General features: G+C 72.9%; 19 protein-coding genes. 2 read left to right on the forward strand and 17 right to left on the reverse strand.

Annotation, left to right across the window (positions count from 1 at the left end; genetic code table 11):
• Positions 1–38: 38 nt before the first annotated feature.
• The 6 genes from ACIBTS_RS38845 to ACIBTS_RS38870 form a co-directional block, all read right to left on the reverse strand.
• On the reverse strand, positions 39–2,600 hold the full coding sequence (locus tag ACIBTS_RS38845) for an ABC transporter permease (RefSeq protein WP_399325371.1): 2,562 nt from the start codon (positions 2,598–2,600) through the stop codon (positions 39–41).
• A complete protein-coding gene (locus tag ACIBTS_RS38850; RefSeq protein ID WP_319673470.1) occupies positions 2,597–3,364 on the reverse strand; it encodes an ABC transporter ATP-binding protein in 768 nt (255 codons plus the stop codon). The genes ACIBTS_RS38845 and ACIBTS_RS38850 overlap by 4 nt, the downstream gene beginning before the upstream one ends.
• A complete protein-coding gene (locus tag ACIBTS_RS38855) occupies positions 3,361–3,654 on the reverse strand; it encodes an SHOCT domain-containing protein (protein WP_079664328.1) in 294 nt (97 codons plus the stop codon). The genes ACIBTS_RS38850 and ACIBTS_RS38855 overlap by 4 nt, the downstream gene beginning before the upstream one ends.
• A 142-nt stretch (positions 3,655–3,796) precedes the next feature.
• Positions 3,797–4,681, reverse strand: coding sequence for an NAD(P)-dependent oxidoreductase (locus ACIBTS_RS38860; RefSeq protein WP_319673471.1), 885 nt, complete (start codon positions 4,679–4,681; stop codon positions 3,797–3,799).
• A 134-nt stretch (positions 4,682–4,815) separates the two neighbouring features.
• Complete coding sequence (locus tag ACIBTS_RS38865; protein ID WP_399325372.1) at positions 4,816–6,060, reverse strand: ROK family protein; 1,245 nt, start codon at positions 6,058–6,060, stop codon at positions 4,816–4,818.
• 28 nt (positions 6,061–6,088) lie between these two features.
• Positions 6,089–6,751, reverse strand: a complete 663-nt coding sequence (locus ACIBTS_RS38870; protein ID WP_399325373.1) for an alpha-ketoglutarate-dependent dioxygenase AlkB family protein — start codon at positions 6,749–6,751, stop codon at positions 6,089–6,091.
• Between the two features lie 78 nt (positions 6,752–6,829).
• Between ACIBTS_RS38870 and ACIBTS_RS38875 the strand changes: the two genes are divergently transcribed.
• A complete protein-coding gene (locus ACIBTS_RS38875; protein WP_399325374.1) occupies positions 6,830–7,969 on the forward strand; it encodes a methyltransferase in 1,140 nt (379 codons plus the stop codon).
• On the opposite strand, the gene ACIBTS_RS38880 is transcribed toward ACIBTS_RS38875, so the two are convergent.
• Positions 7,956–8,798, reverse strand: a complete 843-nt coding sequence (locus ACIBTS_RS38880; RefSeq protein WP_399325375.1) for a ketose-bisphosphate aldolase — start codon at positions 8,796–8,798, stop codon at positions 7,956–7,958. The genes ACIBTS_RS38875 and ACIBTS_RS38880 overlap by 14 nt on opposite strands.
• 25 nt (positions 8,799–8,823) lie before the next feature.
• Positions 8,824–9,705, reverse strand: coding sequence for an SIS domain-containing protein (locus ACIBTS_RS38885; protein ID WP_399325376.1), 882 nt, complete (start codon positions 9,703–9,705; stop codon positions 8,824–8,826).
• Between the two features lie 104 nt (positions 9,706–9,809).
• On the opposite strand from ACIBTS_RS38885, the gene ACIBTS_RS38890 reads away from it, so the two are divergent.
• Positions 9,810–10,589: a DeoR/GlpR family DNA-binding transcription regulator gene (locus ACIBTS_RS38890; RefSeq protein ID WP_399325377.1), complete on the forward strand. Its 780-nt coding sequence runs from the start codon at positions 9,810–9,812 to the stop codon at positions 10,587–10,589.
• Positions 10,590–10,757: 168 nt separating this feature from the next.
• Here ACIBTS_RS38890 and ACIBTS_RS38895 read toward each other — a convergent pair whose 3' ends face one another.
• The 9 genes from ACIBTS_RS38895 to ACIBTS_RS38935 all read right to left on the reverse strand — a co-directional run bounded on the left by ACIBTS_RS38895 (position 10,758) and on the right by ACIBTS_RS38935 (position 22,331).
• Positions 10,758–13,145: an MFS transporter gene (locus ACIBTS_RS38895; RefSeq protein WP_399325378.1), complete on the reverse strand. Its 2,388-nt coding sequence runs from the start codon at positions 13,143–13,145 to the stop codon at positions 10,758–10,760.
• 145 nt (positions 13,146–13,290) lie between these two features.
• Positions 13,291–15,216: a molecular chaperone HtpG gene (gene htpG, locus ACIBTS_RS38900; protein ID WP_399325379.1), complete on the reverse strand. Its 1,926-nt coding sequence runs from the start codon at positions 15,214–15,216 to the stop codon at positions 13,291–13,293.
• Positions 15,217–15,346: 130 nt separating this feature from the next.
• Positions 15,347–16,225, reverse strand: coding sequence for a hypothetical protein (locus tag ACIBTS_RS38905; RefSeq protein WP_399325380.1), 879 nt, complete (start codon positions 16,223–16,225; stop codon positions 15,347–15,349).
• Positions 16,226–16,325: 100 nt separating this feature from the next.
• Positions 16,326–16,805 (reverse strand): hypothetical protein, encoded by a 480-nt coding sequence (locus tag ACIBTS_RS38910; protein WP_399325381.1) that lies wholly within the window; start codon positions 16,803–16,805, stop codon positions 16,326–16,328.
• Between the two features lie 92 nt (positions 16,806–16,897).
• Entirely contained in the window at positions 16,898–18,091 is a 1,194-nt protein-coding gene (locus tag ACIBTS_RS38915; RefSeq protein WP_399325382.1) for a cytochrome P450, read from the reverse strand.
• Positions 18,092–18,108: 17 nt separating this feature from the next.
• Positions 18,109–19,485, reverse strand: coding sequence for an alkaline phosphatase family protein (locus ACIBTS_RS38920; RefSeq protein ID WP_399325383.1), 1,377 nt, complete (start codon positions 19,483–19,485; stop codon positions 18,109–18,111).
• The gene (gene eboE / locus ACIBTS_RS38925) at positions 19,482–20,678 is read right to left on the reverse strand and encodes a metabolite traffic protein EboE (protein WP_399325384.1); all 1,197 of its coding nucleotides are present in this window, start codon (positions 20,676–20,678) and stop codon (positions 19,482–19,484) included. The genes ACIBTS_RS38920 and eboE overlap by 4 nt, the downstream gene beginning before the upstream one ends.
• A 7-nt stretch (positions 20,679–20,685) precedes the next feature.
• The gene (locus tag ACIBTS_RS38930; RefSeq protein WP_399325385.1) at positions 20,686–21,540 is read right to left on the reverse strand and encodes a TatD family hydrolase; all 855 of its coding nucleotides are present in this window, start codon (positions 21,538–21,540) and stop codon (positions 20,686–20,688) included.
• The gene (locus ACIBTS_RS38935) at positions 21,540–22,331 is read right to left on the reverse strand and encodes an EboA domain-containing protein (RefSeq protein WP_399325386.1); all 792 of its coding nucleotides are present in this window, start codon (positions 22,329–22,331) and stop codon (positions 21,540–21,542) included. The genes ACIBTS_RS38930 and ACIBTS_RS38935 overlap by 1 nt, the downstream gene beginning before the upstream one ends.
• Between the last annotated feature and the right edge of the window lie 12 nt (positions 22,332–22,343).

Raw genomic sequence — 22,343 nt, forward strand, 5'->3', positions numbered from 1 at the left:
TCACCCTTCGGGCGTACGTCGCCCGGTGGAGCCGTACGTCACTCGGCGGCGATGGCCCGCAGGACGTCCAGGCGGGCGGCGCGCCGGGCGGGGCGCAGGCCCGCGAGGGCACCGGCGGCGACGCCCACCAGGGCGACCACGGCCAGTCGGGTGGGCGGCACCGCGAAGGCGAAGGCGCTGTCGCTCGCCCCGTCGGAGGCCCGGACCAGCACCCAGCCGAGGAAGACGCCGAGGGCCAGGCCGCCCGCCGTGCCGAACGAGGCGACCAGGACGGATTCCCAGCGGACCATGGCGCGCAGTTGGGACCGGGTCTGGCCGACGGCGCGGAGCAGGCCGAGCTCACGGGTGCGTTCGTGGATCGCGAGGGTCAGCGTGTTGGCGATGCCGAGGAGCGCGATGAGGACGGCGAGGGCGAGCAGGGCGTAGACGAGGGTGAGCATCATGTCGATGCCGCCCGCCGAGGACTGCGCGTAGGCGTCGCGGGTCTGCACCTCGGGGTTGCCGTACCGCGCGGCGACCTTCTGGACGGCCGCCCGGCCGGCGTCGGTGCTCACCCCGTCCTTGAAGGAGACGGCGATCAGGGTGTCGGCGTCCTGGGTGCGGTGCGGGGCCCAGGCGGCGCGGGTGATGACGTAGTCGCCGGCGAGTTCGGAGCGGCCGTAGACGGCGCGGACGGTGAAGGTCTTCCGCGCGCCGTCCGTGAACGCCAGTCGGGCGCTGTCACCGGGGGCGAGGTGCTGACGGTCGGCTTCCTGGCGGGTGATCGCGATGCCGTCGGCGCCGAGGGCGTCCAGGTCGCCCTGGACGGTGCCGAGGTCGAAGGTGCGCCGCAGGGCGACCGGGTCGGTGACGGTCAACGCCCGTCCCTTGCCGTCGACTTCGGCGACTCCCCTGCCGAGGCCGACGGCGGTGTCCACCTCGGGCAGCTCGGCGAGGGCCGGGGCCAGTTTCGGGCTGAGACCGCTGCCACCCGCGCCGAAGGAGGGAGTGCTGACGGCGACGTCGCCCGCGAAGGAGCGGGAGACCGTCTGGTCCATGGTCGCCTTGAGCGAGGCCCCGAACACGGTGAACAGGGACACCACGGCGACGCCGATCATCAGGGCGCTCGCGGTGGCCGCCGTCCGCTTCGGGCTGCGCAGGGCGTTGCGGCGGGCGAGGCCCCCGGTGACGCCCCGCAGCCGGTCGAGCGGGCTGCCGAGGAGACGGACGGCCGTGCTGGAGGCGACCGGGCCGAGGATTACGAAGGCGACCAGGGCGAGGACGGCTCCGCCGCCCGCCGTCCAGACGGACGGGGAGACGAGGACGCCGGTGAGGGTCAGGGCGACGGCGAGCGCGAGCAGGCCCGTGCCGATGACCGCGCGCGGTCGGGAGGTCCCGGAGGAGTCCACGGCCGTCTCGCGGAGCGCGGCCAGCGGAGCGGTGCGGCCGGCGCGTAGGGCGGGCAGAGTCGCGGAGCCCAGGCAGACCAGGACGCCGACGGCCGGCGGCAGGGTCAGGGAGAGGGTGCTGATGACCAAGTCGCCGTCGGGGAAGGGGAATCCGATGGCCGGGAACAGCGCCTGCAGGCCGGCCGCGATGCCGGCACCGCCTGCGAGGCCGGCCGCCGAGGCGGTCACGGCGACGGCGCTCGCCTCGACGAGGGTGGCGGCGGTGACCTGGCGGCGGGACGCGCCGAGCGCACGCAACAGGGCGTTCTCACGGGTGCGTTGGGCGACGACGATCGCGAAGGTGTTGTGGATGGAGAACGTGGCGACCAGCAGGGCGACTCCGGAGAAGACCAGCAGGAACGTGGTGAAGATGGTCAGGAACTGACTGGCGATCATGTCGGTGTTCTCCTGCGCCGCCTCCTGACCGGTGATGGCCTCAACACCCTTGGGCAGTATGGGAGTCAGCCGGTCGACGAGCTCCGACTGGCTGACCCCGGAGTCGGCGCGCACGACGATGCCCGCTGCCCGGCCGGGCCGGGCGGTGAGGTACTTCTCGGCGTCGGCGCGGGTCATGCCCGTGTAGGTCACCTGGGCCATGCCGTCCTCGCCGGCGAAGGTCGCAAGGCCGACGATCGTGACGCGCACGGGGTCGGGCGTGCGGAGCGTGGTGGTGTCACCGATCTTCAGGCCGCCCTTCTCGGCGGTGCCGCGGTTGACGACGACCTCGCCCGACCTGGCGGGGGCGCGGCCCTGCGCGAGCCGGTACGGGTTGAGCTTCGGGTCGGTGATCCAGTTCGCGGCGAGGGTGGGCGGGCCCTGCCCGCCGATCGGCTTGCCGTCGCTGCCGACCAGTTGGCCCGCGCCCTGGATGTCGGGGGCCGCGGCGGCGACGCCGGGGACGGCCTGCACCGTCCGGACCAGGCCGGTGTCCACGGGCCGGCGCACGCCCTGGCTCTCGCCGGGTGTCGTGATGGTGTCGGCGCCGCGCACGACGGCGTCGGTGCCGGCGGTCGCCTCGCCGAACATCGAGTCGAAGCTCGCGCGCAGGGTGTCGCCCATGACGAGCGTCCCGGCCAGGAAGGCCACGCCCAGGAAGACCGCGAGGAAGGTCCCGGCGAAGCGGCGCCGGTGGGCCCGCAGGGAGAAGCGGCTGAGGCGCAAGGACGCGTTCATGACGGCACCTCGAAGGCTTTCAGCCGGTCCAGGACACGGTCGGCGGTCGGGGACTCCATCCGGTCGACGAGACGCCCGTCGGCGAGGAAGACGACCTCGTCGGCGTGGGCGGCCGCGACCGGGTCGTGGGTGACCATGACGACCGTGCGGCCGGTCCGGCGCACGGTGCGGGCGAGGAGCGCGAGCACCTCTCCGCCGGCGCGGGAGTCGAGGTTGCCGGTGGGCTCGTCGGCGAACACGACGTCCGGCCGTCCCGCGAACGCCCGGGCCACGGCGACGCGTTGCTGCTGGCCTCCGGAGAGCTCCGAGGGCCGGTGGTGGAGCCGGTCGCGCAGGCCGACGACGTCCACCAGGGCGTCGATCCACTCCGACTCGCCGCGCTCGCCCGCCAGGTCCAGCGGCAGTCGGATGTTCTCCTCGACGGTCAGCGTCGGCACCAGGTTGAACGCCTGGAAGACGAAGCCGACCCGGTCGCGGCGCAGGAGGGTGAGGCGACGGTCGTCCAGGGCGCCCAGTTCGGTGTCGCCGACGTACGCGGCGCCCGAGGTGAGGGTGTCCAGGCCGGCCGCGCAGTGCATCAGGGTGGACTTGCCGGAGCCCGACGGGCCCATGATCGCGGTGAACCGTCCGGCCGGAAAGGCCACGCTCACCCCGTCCAGGGCTCGTACGGCGGTGTCGCCGACGCCGTACACCTTCACGGCGTCGACGACCCGCGCGGCGTCCCGCGTGACGGTCGCGGCAGTCGCAGCGGGCGCGGCGCTCATGCCGCACCGCCCTTGCCCGTGCGGCCGAACTGCTCGTCCAGTACGGACAGCCGGCGCCAGTACTCGTCCTCGTCGATCTCGCCGGAGGCGAAGCGACGGCCGAGGACCGCGAGCGGCGAGTCGCCGGTGGGGCGGGGGTCGCCGACCGCGTTCCAGGGGCCGCGACGGCCGCGCCGGACGGTGCCGCGCAGGAACGTGACGACGCCGATCACCACGGCCGCCCAGATCAGCGGGAAGAACAGGATCCACGGGCCGGGGCCGCCGCCGTCCCAGTTCGCCAGCGTGTTCATCTCGGATCATCTCCTCGGTGAGGTCCTCGTTCGATGTCTCGAGAGTCCCGCCGGGAGGGGGTCCGGGTCGTCGTACGGGCAGCGGCAGTGCGTGTACCTCCTGGGGAGTACACGCGGGTGACTCGGCTGCCCGCGGTGGGGGTCAGCCGTTCTTGTCGAAGCTGGCGAAGTAGGCGGCGGCCATGTCCTCGTCGCCGTGCCCCTGGGCGGCGGCCCGCTCCAGGCGTTCTGCGCTCGCGGCGGCCACGTCGAGGCGGACGCCGTTCTCGCGGCCGGCCTCGACGATCAGACGCGCGTCCTTCGCTGCCGTCGTCACCGCGAACTGGGCGGGCGAGAGCCGGTCGTCGAGGATCAGGCCCGTCTTCGCCTTCAGGTACCCCATGTCGAGCGGGCCGCCCGCGATCAGTTCGAAGAACGCGTTCGGGTCGACGTCGAGGGACTGCGCCAGGGCGAGGACCTCGCCGGCCGCGGCCGTGGCCGCGATGACCCAGCTGTTGGCCACCAGCTTCAACCGGGTGGCGGTGCCCGCGCCGCCGTCCTCGCCGGTCCACACCGTGCGCGCGCCGACGGCGTCCAGGACGGGTGCCACGGCGTCCCGGCCCGCCTGCGGGCCCGCCGCCAGCACGGTCAGCTGACCGGCCTCGGCGGGCTGCCGGGTGCCCAGCACCGGGGCGTCGAAGAAGACCAGGTCGTGGGCGCGGGCGAAGGCGGCCAGGTCGCCGATGGCGTCGATCCCGGCGGTCGTCGACTGCACCCAGGCCGTGCCGGCACGCAGCGCGGGAGCTGCCTCGCGCATGACGTCCAGGGCGGCGGGACCGTCGTAGAGCATGGTCAGGACGACGTCCGCGCCTCGGACCGCCTCGGCCGGGGTGTCGACGACGTGCGCCCCGTCGGAGGCGAGCGGCTCGGCCTTGGCGCGGGTGCGGTTCCAGGCGCGCACGGTGTGTCCGGCTCGGGCGAGGTTGCGGGCCATGGCGGCGCCCATGATGCCGGTCCCCAGGACACTCACGGTCAGTTCGTCTGTCATGACGTCAACCTACTTCCACCTTCTCCTTCGAGGCGGTCGCGACCATGCCGTCCAGCCATGCCCGGTGGCGCGTCGGCCATCGGGTTCGCACGTCCGTGCGCCGGGGCGGCCACCGGACCGGTCCGCACCGTCTCTCACACGGGGCTCAGCGCCGCCAGCGGATCGTCGAGGACCGGCTGCCAGGCCAACTCGGCCGCGCCGACAAGGCTGTTGTGGTCGAGGGAGCAGGCGAGGATGGGGACGCCGCCGCTGCGGCCCCACAGGCTGCGGTCGGCGACGACCGCGCGCAGCCGGTCGGGGTCGGCGTCCAGGAGGGTGCGGTGCAGGCCGCCGAGGATGATGCGGTCGGGGTTGAGGATGTTCACCAGACCCGCCAGGCCCAGGCCGAGCCGGTCGATCAGGGCCTCGGCGGCCGTGCGGACGACCGGGTCGCCGTACTCCTCGCGGATCAGTTCGTTGGCCTGCTGGAGCAGGGAGCCCTCGGGGCCGGGCTCGCGTCCGGCCGCGGTGAGCAGGGCGAGCGGGTCTGCCTCGACGTCGAGGCAGCCACGGCTGCCGCAGTGGCAGGGGCGGCCCTCGGGGTTGACGGTGAGGTGGCCGACTTCGAGGGCGAGGCCCGAACTGCCCGTGTGCAGACGGCCGTCCAGCACCAGCGCACCGCCGACGCCGCGGTGTCCGGTGGCCACGCACAGCAGATCGCGGGCGCCGCGTCCGGCGCCGTGCCGGTGCTCGGCGAGGGCGGCGAGGTTGACGTCGTTGGCCGCGAACGCGGGGCCGCTGAGACCGGCGGCGCGGATCCGCTCGGCGAAGATCTCCCGCACGGGCGCCCCCACCGGCCACGCGAGGTGCAGGGGATTGAGGGCCAGTCCCTCGGGTTCGGTGACCGCGGACGGTACGGCGAGCCCGGCGCCCACACAGCGCCGGCCGGTCTGCCGCAGCAGTTCCGCGCCGGCGTCGACGGCGGCGCCGAGCACCTTGGCGGGGTCGGCGTCGACCGTCTCGCAGCTGGGCGTGGTGGCGACGATCCGCCCGCCGAGGCCGACCAGCGCGGCCCGGAACCCGTCGGCGTGGACCTGGGCGGCGAGGGCGACGGGGCTCTCCTGCGCGAGTTCGAGCCGGTGCGAGGGGCGGCCCTGCGAACCGGCGGCGGCGCCGGGCCGCGCGTCCACCCTGATCAGCCCGAGCGCCTCCAGCTCCGCGGCGACCGCGCCGGCCGTGGCGCGGGTGACGCCGAGTTCGGCGGTGAGCACCGCCCGGGTGGGCGCCCGCCCGGTGTGCACGAGCTCCAACGCGGGCCCGAGCGCACCGCGCCCCCGGTCCAACCGCGCTCTCGAGGTGGTCCTCTCCCCCGCTGGCCGGGGGTCCGCCTTGCCGCTCATGAGGGCGAGTCTCCCATGATCCGCTTCGTCAGGTGGTGTCCGGGAAGCCGCTGACGCGCAGCGTGACGTTCAGTCGCCCGCTCAGCCCCAGGCCGGCCGGCGCCGTGCCCGGCAGGACGCGCGGCACCCCGTGGTACGCGAGCCGGGACGGGCCCCCGAACACGAACAGGTCGCCGCTGCGCAGCTCGACGTCGGTGTAGGGGCGGGTGCGGGTCTCGGCGTTGCCGAACCGGAAGACGCAGGTGTCGCCGAGGCTGAGGGAGACCACGGGCGCGTCGGACCGCTCGTCGGCGTCGCGGTGCATGCCCATCCGGGCGTCACCGTCGTAGAAGTTGATCAGCGCGATGTCGTACGCGGCTCCCCCGGCCTCCCGCGGCCCCAGTGCGTCGGCCACCGCGCGCCGGCCGAGGTCGCCCAGCCAGTCCGGGAAGGGTTTGACGGGCGCGCCGTCCCCGTCGGTGACCGTGCGGGCGTAGGCGTACGGGTACCAGTGCCAGCCCAGGCAGACCTGGCGGGCGGTCATCGTGCCGCCGCCGGGGGTACGGACCGTGCGCAGGCCGGCCGGTGGGCGGGCCCAGTCCCGGCAGGCCCGCAGCAGCTCGCGCTGGTGGGTCCCGTCCAGCCAGTCGGGCACGTGCACCGCGCCCGGCGCGACCTGGGCACGCTCCCGGGGAAACAGCTCGGTGTCCATGGACCCATCCTCCTCCTCAGCTCTGACACCGGGTCTGAGCTGCGGCTCGGTTAGCCTTGACGCACGATGAACGACCGTATGACGACGCCGTGGGGCGAGGTCTCTTTGGCCCGCCACCCCGAGGATCCGCGTGAGACGCTGCGCGCCTGGGACGCCTCCGACGCGTACCTGCTCAGACATCTCGCGGCGCAGGACGTCCCGCTGACCGGCACGGTGGTGGTACTCGGCGACCGCTGGGGCGCGCTGGTCACGGCGCTCGCGGCGCACGGCCCGACGCAGATCACCGACTCCTGGCTGGGGCAGGAGGCGACCCGGGCGAACCTCGCGCGGGCCGGTGTCGAGCCCGGCGCCGTGCGGCTGCTCACCACCCAGGACCCGGTGCCGGAGCGGATCGACGTGCTCCTGGTCAGGGTGCCCAAGAGCCTGGCGCTCCTGGAGGACCAGCTGCTGCGGCTGGCGCCCGCCGTGCACGCGGACACGGTCGTCGTCGGCACCGGCATGGTGAAGGAGATCCACACCTCGACGCTGACGCTGTTCGAGCGGATCCTCGGGCCGACCCGGACCTCTCTCGCCGAACAGAAGGCCCGGCTGATCTTCTGCACCCCGGACCCGTCGCAGACGCGTCCCGCCAACCCCTGGCCGTACGCCTACGACCTCCCCGGCGACGTCGGCGGCGCTCTGGCGGGCCGTCCGGTCGTCAACCACGCGGGTGTGTTCTGCGCCGACCGGCTGGACATCGGCACCCGGTTCTTCCTGCGGCATCTACCGGCGACGAGGGGCGTCCGCCGGGTCGTCGACCTGGGGTGCGGCAACGGGATCGTCGGTACGGCGGTGGCGCTGGCCAATCCGGCGGCCGAGGTGCTGTTCACGGACGAGTCGTTCCAGGCGGTGGCGTCGGCTGAGGCCACGTACAAGGCGAACGGGGTGCCGGGGCACGCCGAGTTCCGGGTCGGGGACGGACTGGCGGGGGTGGCGGACGGCAGCGTGGACGTCGTGCTGAACAATCCGCCGTTCCACTCCCATCAGGCCACGACGGACGCGACGGCGTGGCGGATGTTCACCGGGGCACGGCGTGCGCTGCGGCCGGGCGGAGAGCTGTGGGTGGTGGGCAACCGGCATCTGGGCTACCACGTGAAGCTGAAGCGGCTGTTCGGCAACAGTGAACTGGTCGCCGGGGACCGGAAGTTCGTGGTGCTGCGGACGGTCAGGCGGGGCTGAGCCCCACTCCGGCGATGATCCGCTCGACGGTTGACGCCATGGCCTCCCGTCCGGCGTTCAGGTAGGGGCGGGCGTCGACCGCGTCGGGATGGGTCGCGAGGTGGTCCCGGATCGCGCCGGTCATGGCCTGGTTGAGCGCGGTGCCGATGTTGACCTTGGCGATGCCGCCCGCGACGGCTGCCGTCAGCTCGTGGTCCGGGACCCCGGAGGAGCCGTGCAGGACGAGGGGCACGTCGAGGGTCGCGCCGAGCCGGGCGATCAGGTCATGGTCGAGGGCGGCGGTGCGGGTGGTCATCGCGTGGACGCTGCCGACGGCCACGGCCAGGGCGTCCACGCCGGAGCCGGCGACGAACGCGCGTGCCTCGGCCGGGTCGGTGCGGGCCCCGGGCGCATGCGCGCCCTTGCCGCCGATCTCCCCCAACTCGCCCTCGATCCACAGCCCTTGGGCGTGTGCCCGGTCGACGGCCGTGCGGGTCGCGGCGAGGTTCTCGGCGTACGGGAGGCGGGAGGCGTCGTACATGACCGAGCCGAAGCCCGCATCGGCCGCCTGGTGGAGCAGGGCGTCGCTGCGGACGTGGTCGAGGTGCAACGCGACCGGTACGGCGGCCCGTTCGGCGGCGATGGCGGCGGCGCGGGCGAGCGGGAGCAGCCGCCCCTGTCGGAACTTCACGGCGTTCTCGCTGACTTGGAGGACGACGGGCGCATGGGCGGCCTCGGCGCCGGCGATGACGGCCTCGACGTGTTCCAGGGTGATGATGTTGAAGGCGGCGACGGCGCTGTGGGCCGCGCGGGCGCGGGCGACCAGCTCGCCGGTGGTGGTGAGGGGCACGGCGACTCCTGTCAGAGGCCGAGGCTCAGGAGCCGAGGATCACCGAGCGGGTGAGGTGGCGCGGCCGGTCGGGGTCGAGGCCGCGCGCGGCGGCGACGGCCACGGCGAGGCGCTGGGCCCGGACCAGTTCGGCGAGCGGGTCCAGCTCCCCGGGGATCCACAACGCGCCGGTGGCGCGGACCTGTTGGGCCAGGCCGTCGGGCGCGTCGCCGAACATCCAGGTCGCGGTGCCGGCGGTGCTGATGCTGATGGGGCCGTGCCGGTACTCCGTCGCCGGGTAGGCCTCGGTCCAGGAGCGGGCCGCCTCGCGCATCTTCAGCGCGGCCTCGTTCGCCAGGCCGACGCTCCAGCCGCGCCCCAGGAAGGTGAACTGCCCACAGTCCACGAGCCGTTCGGGCAGCGGCCGGGTGAGCGCGGTGCGGGCGTCGGCGACGACGGCGTCGGTGTGCATGCCCAGGTGGGCGCGGAGCAGGGTGAGCGCGGTGGTCGCGAACCGGGTCTGTACGACGGAGCGTTCGTCGGCGTAGTCGAGGACGATGACGTGGTCGGCGGCTTTCATGACGGGGGTGTGCGGGTCGGCGGTGATCGCGGTGGCGGGCGTCCTGCCCCTGAGCCGTGCGAGCAGGTCGAGGACCTCGGTGGTGGTGCCGGAGCGGGTCAGGGCGATCACCCGGTCGTAGGTGCGGCCGTGGGGGAACTCCGAGGCGGCGAAGGCGTCGGTCTCGCCGTGGCCCGCGCCTTCGCGCAGGGCGGCCGCCGCCTGGCCCATGAAGAAGGAGGTTCCGCAGCCGACGATCGCGACCCGCTCCCCCGGCGGCGGCAACTCCCCCGCGTACTGGGGGGCTTCGGCGGCGGCGCGGGTCCAGCACGCGGGCTGGTCGGTCAGTTCGTCCTCGACGTGGGTCATGCGGTGCCTTTCCGCGACGGTTATCGTTCAGGAACGCTCATGACTGTTCCTGCACGATAGAGCCGCCTTTCGAGCAACTTCAAGCATGCGAACGGAGAACGCCGATGTCACGTGACGCCCGCTGGAAGGCGCTGCTGGAGCTGCTCGTCGAGCGCGGCCGGCTGGACGTCGAGGACGCGGCGGCCGAGCTGAGCGTGTCACCTGCGACGATCCGCCGGGACTTCGACCAACTCGCCGATCAGCAGATGCTGTTGCGGACGCGGGGTGGCGCGGTGGTGCACGGGGTGTCGTACGAGCTGCCGTTGCGGTACAAGATCGCCCGGCACGCCTCCGAGAAGCAGCGGATCGCCCGGGCGGTGGCGGATCTGGTCGCGCCCGGCGAGGCGGTCGGGCTGACCGGCGGCACGACGACCACGGAGGTGGCGCGCGCCCTGGCCGTGCGGGGCGATCTGGCGTCGGGCTCGCCCGCGCTGACCGTGGTCACGAACGCGCTGAACATCGCGGGCGAGCTTGCCGTCCGCCCCCAGTTCAAGATCGTGGTGACGGGCGGGGTGGCGCGGGCGCAGTCGTACGAGCTGGTCGGGCCGCTCGCCGACGGGGTGCTGGGGCAGATCACGCTCGATGTGGCGGTGCTCGGGGTGGTGTCCTTCGACGTGACGCACGGCGCCGCCGCGCACGACGAGGCCGAGGCGGCGGTCGACCGGCTGCTGTGCGAACGCGCCCAGCGGGTCGTGGTGGCCGCCGACTCCAGCAAGCTGGGCCGGCGGGCGTTCGCCCGGATCTGCGCGGCCGACTCGGTGGACACCTTGGTCACGGACGCGGCGGCCGACGCACAGACGGTGGGACGCTTCGAGGAGGCCGGGATCAGGGTCGTCCTCGCCTGAGCCCGTGTCAGACCGCCCTGGAGGTGACCGCACCCGGTGACCGGTGGGGGTGGTGACCGCGGTGGTCGGCGGCCGTACCCGGTACTGCTGCCGCGTCGCCGTTGGCGGGCCGGGCGTGTCCGAGGCCGCGGCTGCCGGAGGGGGCTCCGGCAGCCTGCCGTCGGTGAACTACTCGCCGGCGTGGGCGAGTTCGATGTCGTGGTCGTCCACGTCGCCGCCCAGGCTGATACCGGTCGCCCGGGGCGGGTAGCCCGTCGCGATGACCGTGTACTGGCCGCCGTCGAGGTCGGTGAACGCGTACGCCCCGTCGCTCCCGGTCGTGGTCGTCGCCACTACGTTGCCCGCGGCGTCGACCAGGGTCACCCGTGCGTCGCCCAGCGGAGCGCCCGCGCCGCGTACGGTCCCGCGCACCTGGGCTCCGGGCCGCAGCTCGACGTCGACCCGGGTGACCCCGGTGACGCCGATCTCCACGGGCAGGGCCAGCGGCCGGTGCTTGGGCGAGCTGACGGCGAGGGTCACGGGCCCGGGCACCAGGTCGACGACGGAGAACTCGCCTATGCCGTCGGTCCGGGTGGTGGCCAGCACGTCGCCGCGGACATCCGTGAGGATGACCAGGGCCCCGGCGACCGGCGCCCCGCTGTCCGCGGACCGCACCGCGCCGGCGAGCCCGCTGGAGCCGCTGAGCAGCACGTCGTAGGTCACCGGGGTCGCCCCTACGACAACCGTCGTCGCCTGCGGCTGGTGGCCGTCGGCGGAGGTGATGAGCACGTATGTGCCCTCCCCGGGCGCCTCGACGGCGTAGGCGCCCTCGGCCTCGGCGACGGCTCGGCCGACCTGCCGTCCGCCCAGCGAGATCAGCGTCACCGCGGCCCCGCCCACCGGCACGCCCTCCGCGCCCCGCACCTGCCCGCGCACCGGACGCCTGCCACCGGCCGGATCGTCGTCGGACAGCCCCGGCACGGTCGCCACCAGGTCCGCCACGGCGCGCGCCAGCGGCACGGCGACCGCGGCGCCCGCCGCACGCCGTTCCTCGTCCGGTTCGGTGGCGACCGGCTCGGCGGACACGGGCTCGGCGCTCACGGGCTCGGCGGCCACCGGATCCGCGGTGACCGGCAGTGCAACGGTGTCCGTGCCGGCCGTCCGCTGCCGGGGGATGAACGCGGCGACGAGGAGGGCGAGGAGGGCCGCGCCGGAGCCGACGGCCATGACGACCTTGAAGCCGTTCTCCGACGGCAGGGCGGTGGCGCCGAACGTGGTGGTCAGCTGGGCCAGGATCACGCCGGCGACGGCGCTGGCGGTGGAGGTGCCGATGGACCGCATCAGGGTGTTGAGGCTGTTCGCGGCGGCCGTCTCGGAGGGGTCCACGGCGCCCATGATGAGCGCGGGCATGGCCCCGTAGGCGAACCCGATGCCGGCGCCGATGACGCAGGAGACCAGGACGAGCTCCCACACCGCGTCCATCAGCACGATGTTGAGGCCGTAGCCCGCGGCGACGATCACGGCGCCCAGCATCAGGGTCACCTTGGGGCCCCGCGCCTTGGAGACCAGCGCGGACACGGGCGCGGTGGCCATCATGACCAGGCCCGTGGGGGCCATGACCAGGCCGGCGGCCAGCAGCGACCTGCCCAGACCGTAGCCCGTCGCCTCGGGCAGCTGCAGCAGCTGGGGCAGGACCAGGGACATCGCGAACATGGAGAAACCGAAGGCCATCGAGGCGAGGTTGGTCACCAGCACCTGGCGGCGGGCGGTGGTCCGCAGATCCACCAGGGGCTGCTTGACGCGCAGTTCGAACACGCCCCACAGGAGCAGCACGACGACCGCGGCGCCGAACAGCCCGAGGGTGGTGGCGCTGCCCCAGCCCCAGTCGGCGCCCTTGGAGATGGCCAGCAGCAGGCAGATCAGCCCGGCCGCCATGCCGACAGCGCCGACCAGGTCGAAGCGTCCGCCCGTGCGCACCTTCGACTCGGGCACGATCAGCGGGACGAGCAGGAGGGCGACGGCACCGAGGGCGGCGGACGTCCAGAACAGCATGTGCCAGTCGAAGTGGTCCGCGATGAGCGCGGCGGCGGGCAGACCGAGGGCGCCGCCGATGCCGAGGGAGGCGCTCATGAGGGCGGTGGCCGAGCCGAGCCGTTCGGCGGGCAGCTCGTCGCGCATGATGCTGATGCCGAGCGGGATGACCCCGGAGGCGAGCCCCTGCAGGGCCCGGCCGACGATCATCGGGGTGAGCCCGTCGCTGAGGGCGGCGGTGACCGATCCGGCGATCAGCATGAGCAGGCTGACCAGCAGCATGCGGCGCTTGCCGTACATGTCGCCGAGCCGGCCCATGACGGGGGTGGCGACGGCGGCCGCGAGCAAGGTGGCGGTGACCGCCCAGGCGGTGTCCGAGGCCGGGGCGTCCAGCAGCTTCGGCAGCTCCGGGACGATCGGGATCACCAGGGTCTGCATCAGCGAGACCACGATCCCGCCGAAGGCCAGCACCGCCACGACGAGGTCGGACCTGGGCGCGGTAGGCCCCTGCCCGGTCTCCGCGGACCGGGGTTGCGCATGGGACATGGTCGGGCCTCCGGGGGATGCGGTTCCGCACGACTGACAGAGCATCGTAAGCCCGGTTGATTGACTCAAGCAACTAGAACTTCTGGTGTGCGGAGCGTGAAGAAACCGGGCAGGCCGCCCCCTGCCCGGTTTCCTCCGCCGGTGGTTACAGCGCGCGCTCCAGGTGGTCCGCCACCAGCTTCACGAACCGTCCGGGCTCCTTCGGCCGGCCGCCCTCGGCGAGGACCGCCAGCCCGTGCAGCAACTCGGCGGTCTCGGCGAGCCCCGCGTGGTCCTCACGCTCCTGGTAGGCCTTGTTGAGGCCCTTCACGAGCACGTGGTCGGGGTTGAGTTCGAGGATCCGCAGGGCGCGCGGCACCTCCTGCCCCATCGCGCGGTACATGTTCTCCAGCGCCGGGGTGAGATCGTGCGCGTCGGAGACGATGCACGCCGGGGACACGGTGAGGCGGGACGACAGCCGCACCTCCTTGACGTCCTCGGCCAGCTGCTCCTTCATCCAGCCGAGCAGAGCCGCGTACTCCTCGCTCTGCTTCTCCCGCTCGACGTCGGCCTTCTCGTCGTCCTCCCCGCCGAGGTCGACCTCGCCCTTGGCGACGGACCGCAGCGGCTTGCCCTCGAACTCGCCCACCGCGTCGACCCACACCTCGTCGACCGGGTCGGTGAGCAGCAGGACCTCGATGCCCTTCGCCCGGAACGCCTCCATGTGCGGGGAGTTCTCGATGCTCTGCCGGGACTCGCCGGTCAGGTAGTAGACGGCGTCCTGCCCGTCCTTCATCCGCTCCAGGTAGCTCGTCAGCGTGGTCGGCTCGTCCTCGCTGTGCGTGGTCGCGAACGAGGAGACGGCGAGCAGGGTGTCGCGGTTGTCGGAGTCGGTCAGCAGTCCTTCCTTCAGGACCGCGCCGAACTCCCGCCAGAACGTGGCGTACCGGTCGGGGGCCGCGGTCATCATGCCCTTGACCGTCGACACGACCTTCTTGGTGAGCCTGCGCTGCATCATCTTGATGTGCCGGTCCTGCTGCAGGATCTCGCGGGAGACGTTCAGCGAGAGGTCCGCCGCGTCGACGACGCCCTTGACGAACCGCAGGTACGGAGGCAGCAGCGCCTCGCAGTCGTCCATGATGAAGACGCGCTTCACATACAGCTGCACACCGCGCTTGTAGCCCTGGTTGTACAGGTCGTGCGGGGCGTGCGAGGGGACGAACAGCAGCGCCTGGTACTCGAAGGTGCCCTCCGCCTGGAGCCGGATCGTCTCCAGCGGTTCGCGCCAGTCGTGGCTGATGTGCTTGTACAACTCGTGGTACTCGTCGTCGGACACCTCCTCGCGCGGGCGCGCCCACAGGGCCTTCATCGAGTTCAGCGTCTCGGGTTCGGGCGTGCCGGCGTCGCCGTCGGCGGTTTCCGAGGTGTCGCCGCCCGCCGCCTTCGGGACCATCCGAATCGGCCAGGTGATGAAGTCCGAGTAGCGCTTGACGATGTCCTTGATCGTCCAGTCCGAGGTGTAGTCGTGCAGCTGGTCGTCGGAGTCGGCCGGCTTGAGGTGCAGCGTGACCGTCGTGCCCTGCGGCGCGTCCTCCACCCGCTCCAGCGTGTACGTGCCCTCGCCGCGCGACGACCAGCGGGTGCCGTGGCCCTCGCCGGCGCTCCGGGTCAGCAGCGTCATCTCGTCGGCCACCATGAAGCCGGAGTAGAAGCCGACGCCGAACTGTCCGATGAGCCCCTCGGCGCCCGCCTCCTCCTGGGCCTCGCGCAGCTCCTGCGCGAACTGGGCCGTGCCGGAGTTGGCGATGGTACCGATGAGCCGTCCGACCTCCTCGTACGACATCCCGATGCCGTTGTCCCGCACCGTCAGGGTGCGGGCCTCGGAGTCGGTCTCGATCTCGATGTGCAGGTCCGAGACGTCGGCGTCGAGCGTGTCGTCCCGCAGTGCGGCGAGGCGCAGCTTGTCCAGCGCGTCGGAGGCGTTGGAGACGAGCTCGCGGAGAAAGACGTCCTTGTTCGAGTAGACCGAGTGGATCATCAGCTGCAACAGCTGACGGGCCTCTACCTGGAACTCAAACGTTTCGGTCGACATGGCTGGTGTGTACCTCACAGGTTCCTCAAGTCTCCTGGACTGGCGAGAGCCACTGTAAAACACCAAGTCAGGGTGGCATGCCCGTTGTTCCGAGGTCGCCCCTTCGGGCGCTACGGACGGTCGGCCGCCGTCAGCGCATGAGCGCGCCGCGCAGCGTGAGACCGTAGCCGACGCGCAGCCGTCGCAGTTCCCACAGGGCCACCGCGGTGACCGAGACCGGGGCGCCCAGCACGAGCACGATCCGCAGCGGCCCCGGCACACCCTCGTACGCCCCGGTGAACAGGTCGATCAGCGCCATCTCCCATACAAGCACCAGCGCCAGCAGCGGCGGGACCGTCTCATGGATGTCCGCGGTGCGGAAGACGTGCACGAGGGACAGGCCGACGCCGTAGACGACGAATGGGAGGACCCAGACGAGCGTGAACAGTATGACGAGGGCGGTGACCGCCGTCATGGCGGGGTTGGTGGCGAACCGCCCGTCGACGAAGCCGGTGAGCACGGACGCCGGGAACACGGCGACCGCCGCGATGATCGCCACGATCGAGCCGAACGGCTTGGCCGCCCGCCGCAGCAGCTCCTGCCGGGCCGGTGGACGGGCCACGCCTATCAGCACACCGACGATCACCGGGAAGGTGACGGACAGGACCAGGACGTTGATCCAGGACTGGTGGGCGCGATCGCTCGCGAAGTCCCCCACGGACGCGACGAGCTTGTAGGAGACCATCACCCACACGACAGCGCCCAGACCGACGAGGGTACGGATCTTCTGCATGCGGGCGACCACGGGATCGTCCACGCGGCCGGGCCGTGACGGCCGGAAGACCTTGCGTCCGACGGCGATCGGGCCGACGGCCCGCCACAGTCGGCGGACCGGCCCCACGCGCGGCGCGGGCGGCGGCATCGGCGGCGGACCGTAGGGCGGCTGGTACGGGTGCTGGTGAGGGGGCTGGTAAGGGTGCTGCTGGTAGGGGTCGTACGGTGGCCGGCCGCCCTGGTTCCAGGCGTTCATATGGAGAGCTCCCCCGAGTCGCGGCTCATACGACGGATGTGTCACGTCGCGTCGCGGAAGCTTAGTGGTCACATGCGCGTATGCCGGAGATACCGGGAAATCAGCGCGAAATCTCCTCCACTTCCGCGAAGCCCTCCGGCCGGCTCCACCGAAGCCGGGTCAGCGACTCCGTGGAGGACTCGCTGAAGACCAACTGCCGTGCGTCGTCCACGGCTACGACCTTCGTCCAGCCGTCGAAGTCCTCGGTGAGCCTGGTGTCCCAGTGGGACAGGTCGCCGGTGCCGACCGCGGCGATCGACTCGGTCGGCGGTTCGCCGTCGTAGCAGTAGACGCCCCAGTCCGCGATGACGGCGACCGTCGCGTCGAAGGCCTTGAGGGTGAGGCTCTGGCAGCGGTCCGTCGCCGTCGCGTACACCAGGCGCGGCGCGCTCCATGATCGCGCACCCGCGTCCCGGTGCCGTTCGACGAGCCCGCGTCCCGCGACGTAGGCCATGCCCACGCGCCGGCCGTCGGACAGCTTGATCTCGCCGTCGAACCGTGGGGTGGCGAGCAGATCACCGGTCGTCCGCTGCGCGACCACCGGGCCACCATGGCGCTCTACCTCGCCTGTCTGGCGGACCGACTGGGCGGCGGCTGAGCCGCGTACGCCGGGTCAGCGGCCGCCCGCGCCGGTCACCAGGCCACCGGCAGCTCCCGCACGCCGTGGACCGCGCGTCCCTCGAACGCGAGCTCCTCCGTCGCCGGGCCGGTCAGCCGCAGGTCGGGCAGGCGCTCGAACAGCATCGGCAGCGCGATCTGCAGCTCGGCCCGGGCCAGCGACTGGCCGAGGCAGTGGTGCAGACCGTGACCGAAGGCGAGGTGCTGGCCGGCGTCCCGGGTGAGGTCGAGCGTGTCCGGGTCGACGAACACCGCGGGGTCCCGGTTGGCCGCCTGCAACGCGACCACCACGCCCTCACCGGCCCGGACGGTGACCCCGCCGACCTCGACGTCCTCGGTGGCGATACGCCGCAGCCCGATGTGCACGACGGTCAGATAGCGCAGGAGTTCCTCCACCGCGCCCGGCACCAGGTCCTTCTCGGCGCGCAGCGCGGCCAGTTGGTCCGGGTGGCGCAGCAGCGCGACCACGCCGAGGGAGAGCATGCTCGCGGTCGTCTCGTGCCCGGCGATGAGCAGTTGGACGAGGAGACCGGCCGCCTCCGCCGGGGTCGCCTCGCCGGTGGCGACCCGCTCGGTGGCGAGCTTGCTCATCAGATCGTCGCCCGGTTCGTCCGACTTGGCGGCCAGGAGTTCCTGCAGATAGCCGAAGAGCGCCGCCCAGCCGGCCCGCATCGCCTCCGGTCCGGCCGAGACGGTGGCGAAGGCGGCGGCCTGCCGGTGGATGAAGTCCCGGTCCGCGTACGGCACTCCGAGCAGCTCGCAGATGACCAGGAGGGGCAGTGGCAGGGTGAAGTGCTCGACGAGGTCGGCGGGTTGGTCCTGCTTGACGAGCGCGTCGAGGAGAGCCCCCGTGATCTTCGCGATGGCTGGCCGCAGTTGCTCGACCCGGCGGAAGGTGAACTCGGGGATGAGCAGGCGGCGCAGCCGGGTGTGGTCGGGCGCGTCCATCGCGAACAGCTGGCCGGGGGTGCGCGGCGGCGGTGTCGGCTGCAGTCCGGGGAATCCCGGCCGGACGTTCTCCGAGCTGAACCGCGCGTCGCTGAGGACGGCGCGGGCGTCCTCGTGCCGGGTGACCAGCCAGGGATGGGTGTCGCCCCAGAGGCTGATCCGGGTGAGGGGCCGCTCCCTGACCCAACGCCCGTACTCGGCGGCGGGATCGAGGAGGGGGCGGTGCCGGGGCAGGGGCGGCGGGGTGTCCGTCGAGTGCATGTGGGGGGCTCCGGTGGTCAGGGGGCGGTGATGCCGGCCAGCGTGAGAAGGAGGTCCTTGACGTCCGTCGCGTGGATCTCGCCCGTGGCGAGGTCCGGCCGCGAGCAGAGCAGCACGGGGCTGTCCTGCGGGTCCTGGGGCAGCCGGCCGTGGCTGCCGCGCACCCCGGAGGGGTCCAGCGGGACGGTCTTGATGCGGTAGCGCAGGCCGGCCTTCTTGCGGACGACCTGGCCGAGGGCGCGCGCCTTCACGCCGGGCACGGTGGGGTCGTAGAGGAGTTCGGCGGGGTCGTAGCCGGGTTTGCGGTGGATCTCGACCTGCCGGGCGAAGTCGGGGGCGCGCTCGTCGTCGAGCCAGTAGTAGTACGTGAACCAGGCGTCGGAGTCCGCGACGGCGACCAGCTCGCCCGAGCGTTCGTGCGCGAGTCCGTGCCGGGCCTTGCCCTGCTCGTCGAGCACCTCGTCCACGCCGTCGAGCCCGGCGACGATCTCGGCGGTCTTCGCGAGGTCGGCGGGGTCGCGGACGTAGACGTGGGCGATCTGGTGGTCGGCGACGGCGAAGGCACGGGACGTCCAGGGGTCGAGGTACTCCATGCCGTCCTGGGTGTGCACTTCGAGGAGCCCGGCCCTGCGCAGGGCGCGGTTGATGTCGACCGGCCGGGAGGCGGGCGCGATGCCGTACTCGCTGAGGATCACGACCGTGGCGTCCTCGCGCCGGAGGTGGTCGAGCAGGGGGCGCAGGGCGTCGTCGAGCCGTCGGGCCTCGCGGGCGGTCTGCGGCGAGTCGGGGCCGGAGCGCTGGGGTTCGTAGTCCAGGTGCGGTACGTACACCAGGGTCAGGTCGGGGCGGTGCTCGTCGAAGATCTGGCGGGCGGCGGCCAGGATCCACTGGCTGGAGGGCAGGCCCGCGTTGGGTCCCCAGTAGGTGAACAGCGGGAACGGGCCGAGCCTGGTGGTGAGTTCGTCGTGCAGGGCGGGCGGCCAGGTGTAGCAGTCGGGTTCCTTGCGGCCGTCGGAGTAGTAGACGGGGCGCGGGGTGACGGTGAGGTCGACGTCGGCACCCATGGCGTACCACCAGCAGACGTTGGCGACCTTGTAGTCGGGCCTGCTGCGACGCGCTGTGTCCCACAGCTTCTCGCCGCCGACCAGCGCGTTGTGCTGCCGCCACAGCAGGACCTCGCCGAGATCGCGGAAGTACCAGCCGTTGCCGACGATGCCGTGCTCGGCGGGCGGCGCGCCGGTGAGGAGGGTGGACTGCACCGAGCAGGTCACGGCGGGCAGCACGGGGTTGAGCCGGGCCTGGAAGCCCTGTGCGGCGACGGCCGAGACGGCGGGCATGTGGCGCAGCATGCGGGGGGTGAGGCCGACGATGTCGAGGACGACGGTTCTCGTCATGAGACACGCTCCTTTCGCGGGTGTGCGGTGGGTTCCCGGACCAGGCCGAGCTCCACGAACCGGTCGCGGGTCCAGGCCAGTTCGGCGGCGAGACCCTCGACGAGGCTCGCGCGGTCGTGCGGCCGCAGGTGTCCGGGCAGGACCGACCAGGTGTAGGTCTCGACCTCGACGTGGTCGCAGGCGGCCCGCGAGCCGCCGAGCAACTCACCCAGGGCGATGGTCAGTTCGTCGGCCGTGGTGCGCAACGGCGGTGCGGGCTCGGCGTGCAGCGGGGCGTGGAAGTGCACGCGCCAGGCGGAGCCGGGGTCCAGGTCTCCGGCGAGGGCGTCCGGCAGGTCGTCCACGCCGGAGACGACCCCCTGCGGGGCGGTACGGGTCTGGTGCAGGAAGCGGGGCTCGGCGAAGCGGGCGAGGGCCGCCCGTGCCTGCGGGTCGGCCGGGTCGTCGGCCTGGAGGGCGCTGGACGCCTGCACCTTGACGACGGGGAGTCCGGCGTCGGCGAGGCGGCGCAGGGCCGCGGCCGGTTCCTCGAACTGCACGGCGAGATGGCAGGTGTCCAGGCAGACGCCGAGCCGCTCCGGGTCCAGTCCACCGAGTTCCCGGGCCGCCTGGACGGTGTTCTCCACCACGCAGCCCGGTTCGGGCTCGAAGCCGACCCGGATGGTACGGCCGGTCTCGCGCTCCAAGTCGGCCAGTTCCCGGGCCAGTTCGTCTGTTGCCCGGCGGACGGTGTCGCGGGCGGCCGTCGGCCAGGGGGCGCGCCAGGCCAGCGGCAGGGTGGAGACGCTGCCACGCCGCGCGTCGTCGGGGAGCAGCCCGGCGAGCACCCGGGCGCAGTCGACCGTGTAGCGCAGACGCGCGGGGTCGGTCCAGTCGGGCAGGTAGACGTCTTTCTTGACCACCTCGCGGTGGAAGCCGCCGTAGGGGAAGGCGTTGAGGGTGACGGTCTCCAGCCCGCGTGCGGTCAGTTCGGCGCGCAGGCGGCGTACGGCGTCGGGCCGGGCGGTCAGTTCGGTGACGACGTCGTGGGCCAGCCACAGGCCGATGCCGAGCAGGTCGACGCCGAGGGTCTCCCGTACGGGCTGGGCGTAGGCGGTGAGCTGGTCCACCACTCCGTCGAGGTCCTCGGCCTGGTGGACGTTGCTGCAGTAGGCGAGGTGGACGGTCGTGCCGTCGGGGTGTCGGAAGCGCACCGCGGGTTCACTCTCCGCCGCGCTTGATGGAGTTTCCCTCGAACAGAGCGGTGTCGTCCGGTTTGACGTCGTCGAGGTCGAGTCGGCCGCTCTGGCCGTAGAAGGTGACGGGGTTGCGCCACATGACCTGGTCGACGGTGTCGTCGTCGAAGCCCGCGGCGAGCATGGCGTCCGCCGTCCTACGGGTCTTGAGCGGGTCGCTGCGGCCCCAGTCGGCGGCGGAGTTGACGAGCATGCGCGCGGTGCCGTGCTCCTGGAGGACGCGCACCATGCGGTCCTCGCTCATCTTGGTGTGCGGGTAGATGGAGAAGCCCATCCAGCATCCGCTGTCGGCGACCATGGACACGGTGAGTTCGTTGAGGTGGTCGACGAGGACGCGCTCGGGCGCGATGCCGGACTCGCGGACCACGTCGAGGGTGCGCCGGGTGCCGACGGCCTTGTCGCGGTGCGGGGTGTGGACCAGGACCGGCAGGTCGTGCTCGATGGCGAGTTCGAGCTGGCGGGCCAGGGCGACGTCCTCCTCGGGGGTCATGGAGTCGTAGCCGATCTCGCCCACGGCGACCACCCGGTCCTTGGCCAGATAGCGCGGCAGGATGTCCAACACCCCCGCACAGCGCGGGTCGTTGGCTTCCTTCGGGTTGAGGGCGATGGTGCAGCGGTGCTGGATGCCGAACTGCGCGGCGCGGAACGGCTCCCAGCCGAGCAGCGCGTCGAAGTAGTCGGTGAAGCTGTCCACGGAGGTGCGCGGCTGGCCGAGCCAGAACGACGGCTCCACGACCGCCCGGACGCCGGCTGCGTACATCGCCTCGTAGTCGTCCGTGGTGCGCGAGGTCATGTGGATGTGGGGGTCGAAGATACGCATCATGCGGCTCCTGCGGGCGCGGTGGGGGTGGGGGCGGGGCCGAGGGTGGGGGCGGTGGAATCGGGGGCGGGAGCTGCGACGGAGTACGCGTCGAGAGCCCGCTCTGCCGCGGCACGGCGCTCGGGCACGGGTGAGTGGGCCTCCGCGGGCAGCCCGCAGGCGTCCAGCGTGCCGGGGTGGGCGTGCAGCAGCGGCCAGACGTCGACGGGGACGTCACGGCCGGCGGCGACCCGTTCATGGGCGAAGTCGGCGAGCATACGGGCGAGTTCGTGGTCGGCCCGTTCGTCGAGACCGGCCACCCGGTCGAGGGGGATGTCGCAGAAGACGCACTTCAGCACGGCGTGCCGGTAGCCGTCGTGGTCCAGGTGACGTGCCGCGTACGGGCCGAGGGCCGCCTCGATCAGCTCGGTGTCGTTGCCGCGCAGCGCCTCGCGCACCAGCGGCAGTCCCCGGTCGGCGAACGACGCGTCCGCGGCCTCCAGCAGGGCCAGCGAACGCAGTACCGCCCGCTGTTCGGCGGCGTCTCCGTACCGGTGCAGAGCGGTGATCTCCTCGGCGAGCGCCGCTCCGCGCAGGGGCAGGGCGGCGAGCAGTCGGGCGCGGGCGGCGTCCGCCACCGTCCAGCCGTCGACGAGGGGGCCGCGCCCGCAGCGGCGGCCGACCGCAGGGAAGGCGGCGCGCACGGCCGCCGAGTCCCGGCCGACGCGGGCGACGGCGTCCGCCAGCCAGTTCTGGGCGTCGGCGGTGAGCTGCCGGTCGAGGGCGGAACGCATGCGGATATCTGGGTCCACCGCGCATACCTC

The sequence above is a fragment of the Streptomyces sp. NPDC050121 genome, from assembly GCF_044460385.1.
GTDB lineage: Bacteria > Actinomycetota > Actinomycetes > Streptomycetales > Streptomycetaceae > Streptomyces > Streptomyces soliscabiei.

What these genes read in the sequence shown, in the direction of transcription:
- ACIBTS_RS38845 (WP_399325371.1), bottom strand. Translation starts at nt 2,600, where the DNA reads ATGAACGCGTCCTTGCGCCTCAGCCGCTTCTCCCTGCGGGCCCACCGG.
- ACIBTS_RS38850 (WP_319673470.1), bottom strand. Translation starts at nt 3,364, where the DNA reads ATGAGCGCCGCGCCCGCTGCGACTGCCGCGACCGTCACGCGGGACGCC.
- ACIBTS_RS38855 (WP_079664328.1), bottom strand. Translation starts at nt 3,654, where the DNA reads ATGAACACGCTGGCGAACTGGGACGGCGGCGGCCCCGGCCCGTGGATC.
- ACIBTS_RS38860 (WP_319673471.1), bottom strand. Translation starts at nt 4,681, where the DNA reads ATGACAGACGAACTGACCGTGAGTGTCCTGGGGACCGGCATCATGGGC.
- ACIBTS_RS38865 (WP_399325372.1), bottom strand. Translation starts at nt 6,060, where the DNA reads ATGAGCGGCAAGGCGGACCCCCGGCCAGCGGGGGAGAGGACCACCTCG.
- ACIBTS_RS38870 (WP_399325373.1), bottom strand. Translation starts at nt 6,751, where the DNA reads ATGGACACCGAGCTGTTTCCCCGGGAGCGTGCCCAGGTCGCGCCGGGC.
- ACIBTS_RS38875 (WP_399325374.1), top strand. Translation starts at nt 6,830, where the DNA reads ATGACGACGCCGTGGGGCGAGGTCTCTTTGGCCCGCCACCCCGAGGAT.
- ACIBTS_RS38885 (WP_399325376.1), bottom strand. Translation starts at nt 9,705, where the DNA reads ATGACCCACGTCGAGGACGAACTGACCGACCAGCCCGCGTGCTGGACC.
- ACIBTS_RS38890 (WP_399325377.1), top strand. Translation starts at nt 9,810, where the DNA reads ATGTCACGTGACGCCCGCTGGAAGGCGCTGCTGGAGCTGCTCGTCGAG.
- ACIBTS_RS38895 (WP_399325378.1), bottom strand. Translation starts at nt 13,145, where the DNA reads ATGTCCCATGCGCAACCCCGGTCCGCGGAGACCGGGCAGGGGCCTACC.
- htpG (WP_399325379.1), bottom strand. Translation starts at nt 15,216, where the DNA reads ATGTCGACCGAAACGTTTGAGTTCCAGGTAGAGGCCCGTCAGCTGTTG.
- ACIBTS_RS38905 (WP_399325380.1), bottom strand. Translation starts at nt 16,225, where the DNA reads ATGAACGCCTGGAACCAGGGCGGCCGGCCACCGTACGACCCCTACCAG.
- ACIBTS_RS38915 (WP_399325382.1), bottom strand. Translation starts at nt 18,091, where the DNA reads ATGCACTCGACGGACACCCCGCCGCCCCTGCCCCGGCACCGCCCCCTC.
- ACIBTS_RS38920 (WP_399325383.1), bottom strand. Translation starts at nt 19,485, where the DNA reads ATGACGAGAACCGTCGTCCTCGACATCGTCGGCCTCACCCCCCGCATG.
- ACIBTS_RS38930 (WP_399325385.1), bottom strand. Translation starts at nt 21,540, where the DNA reads ATGCGTATCTTCGACCCCCACATCCACATGACCTCGCGCACCACGGAC.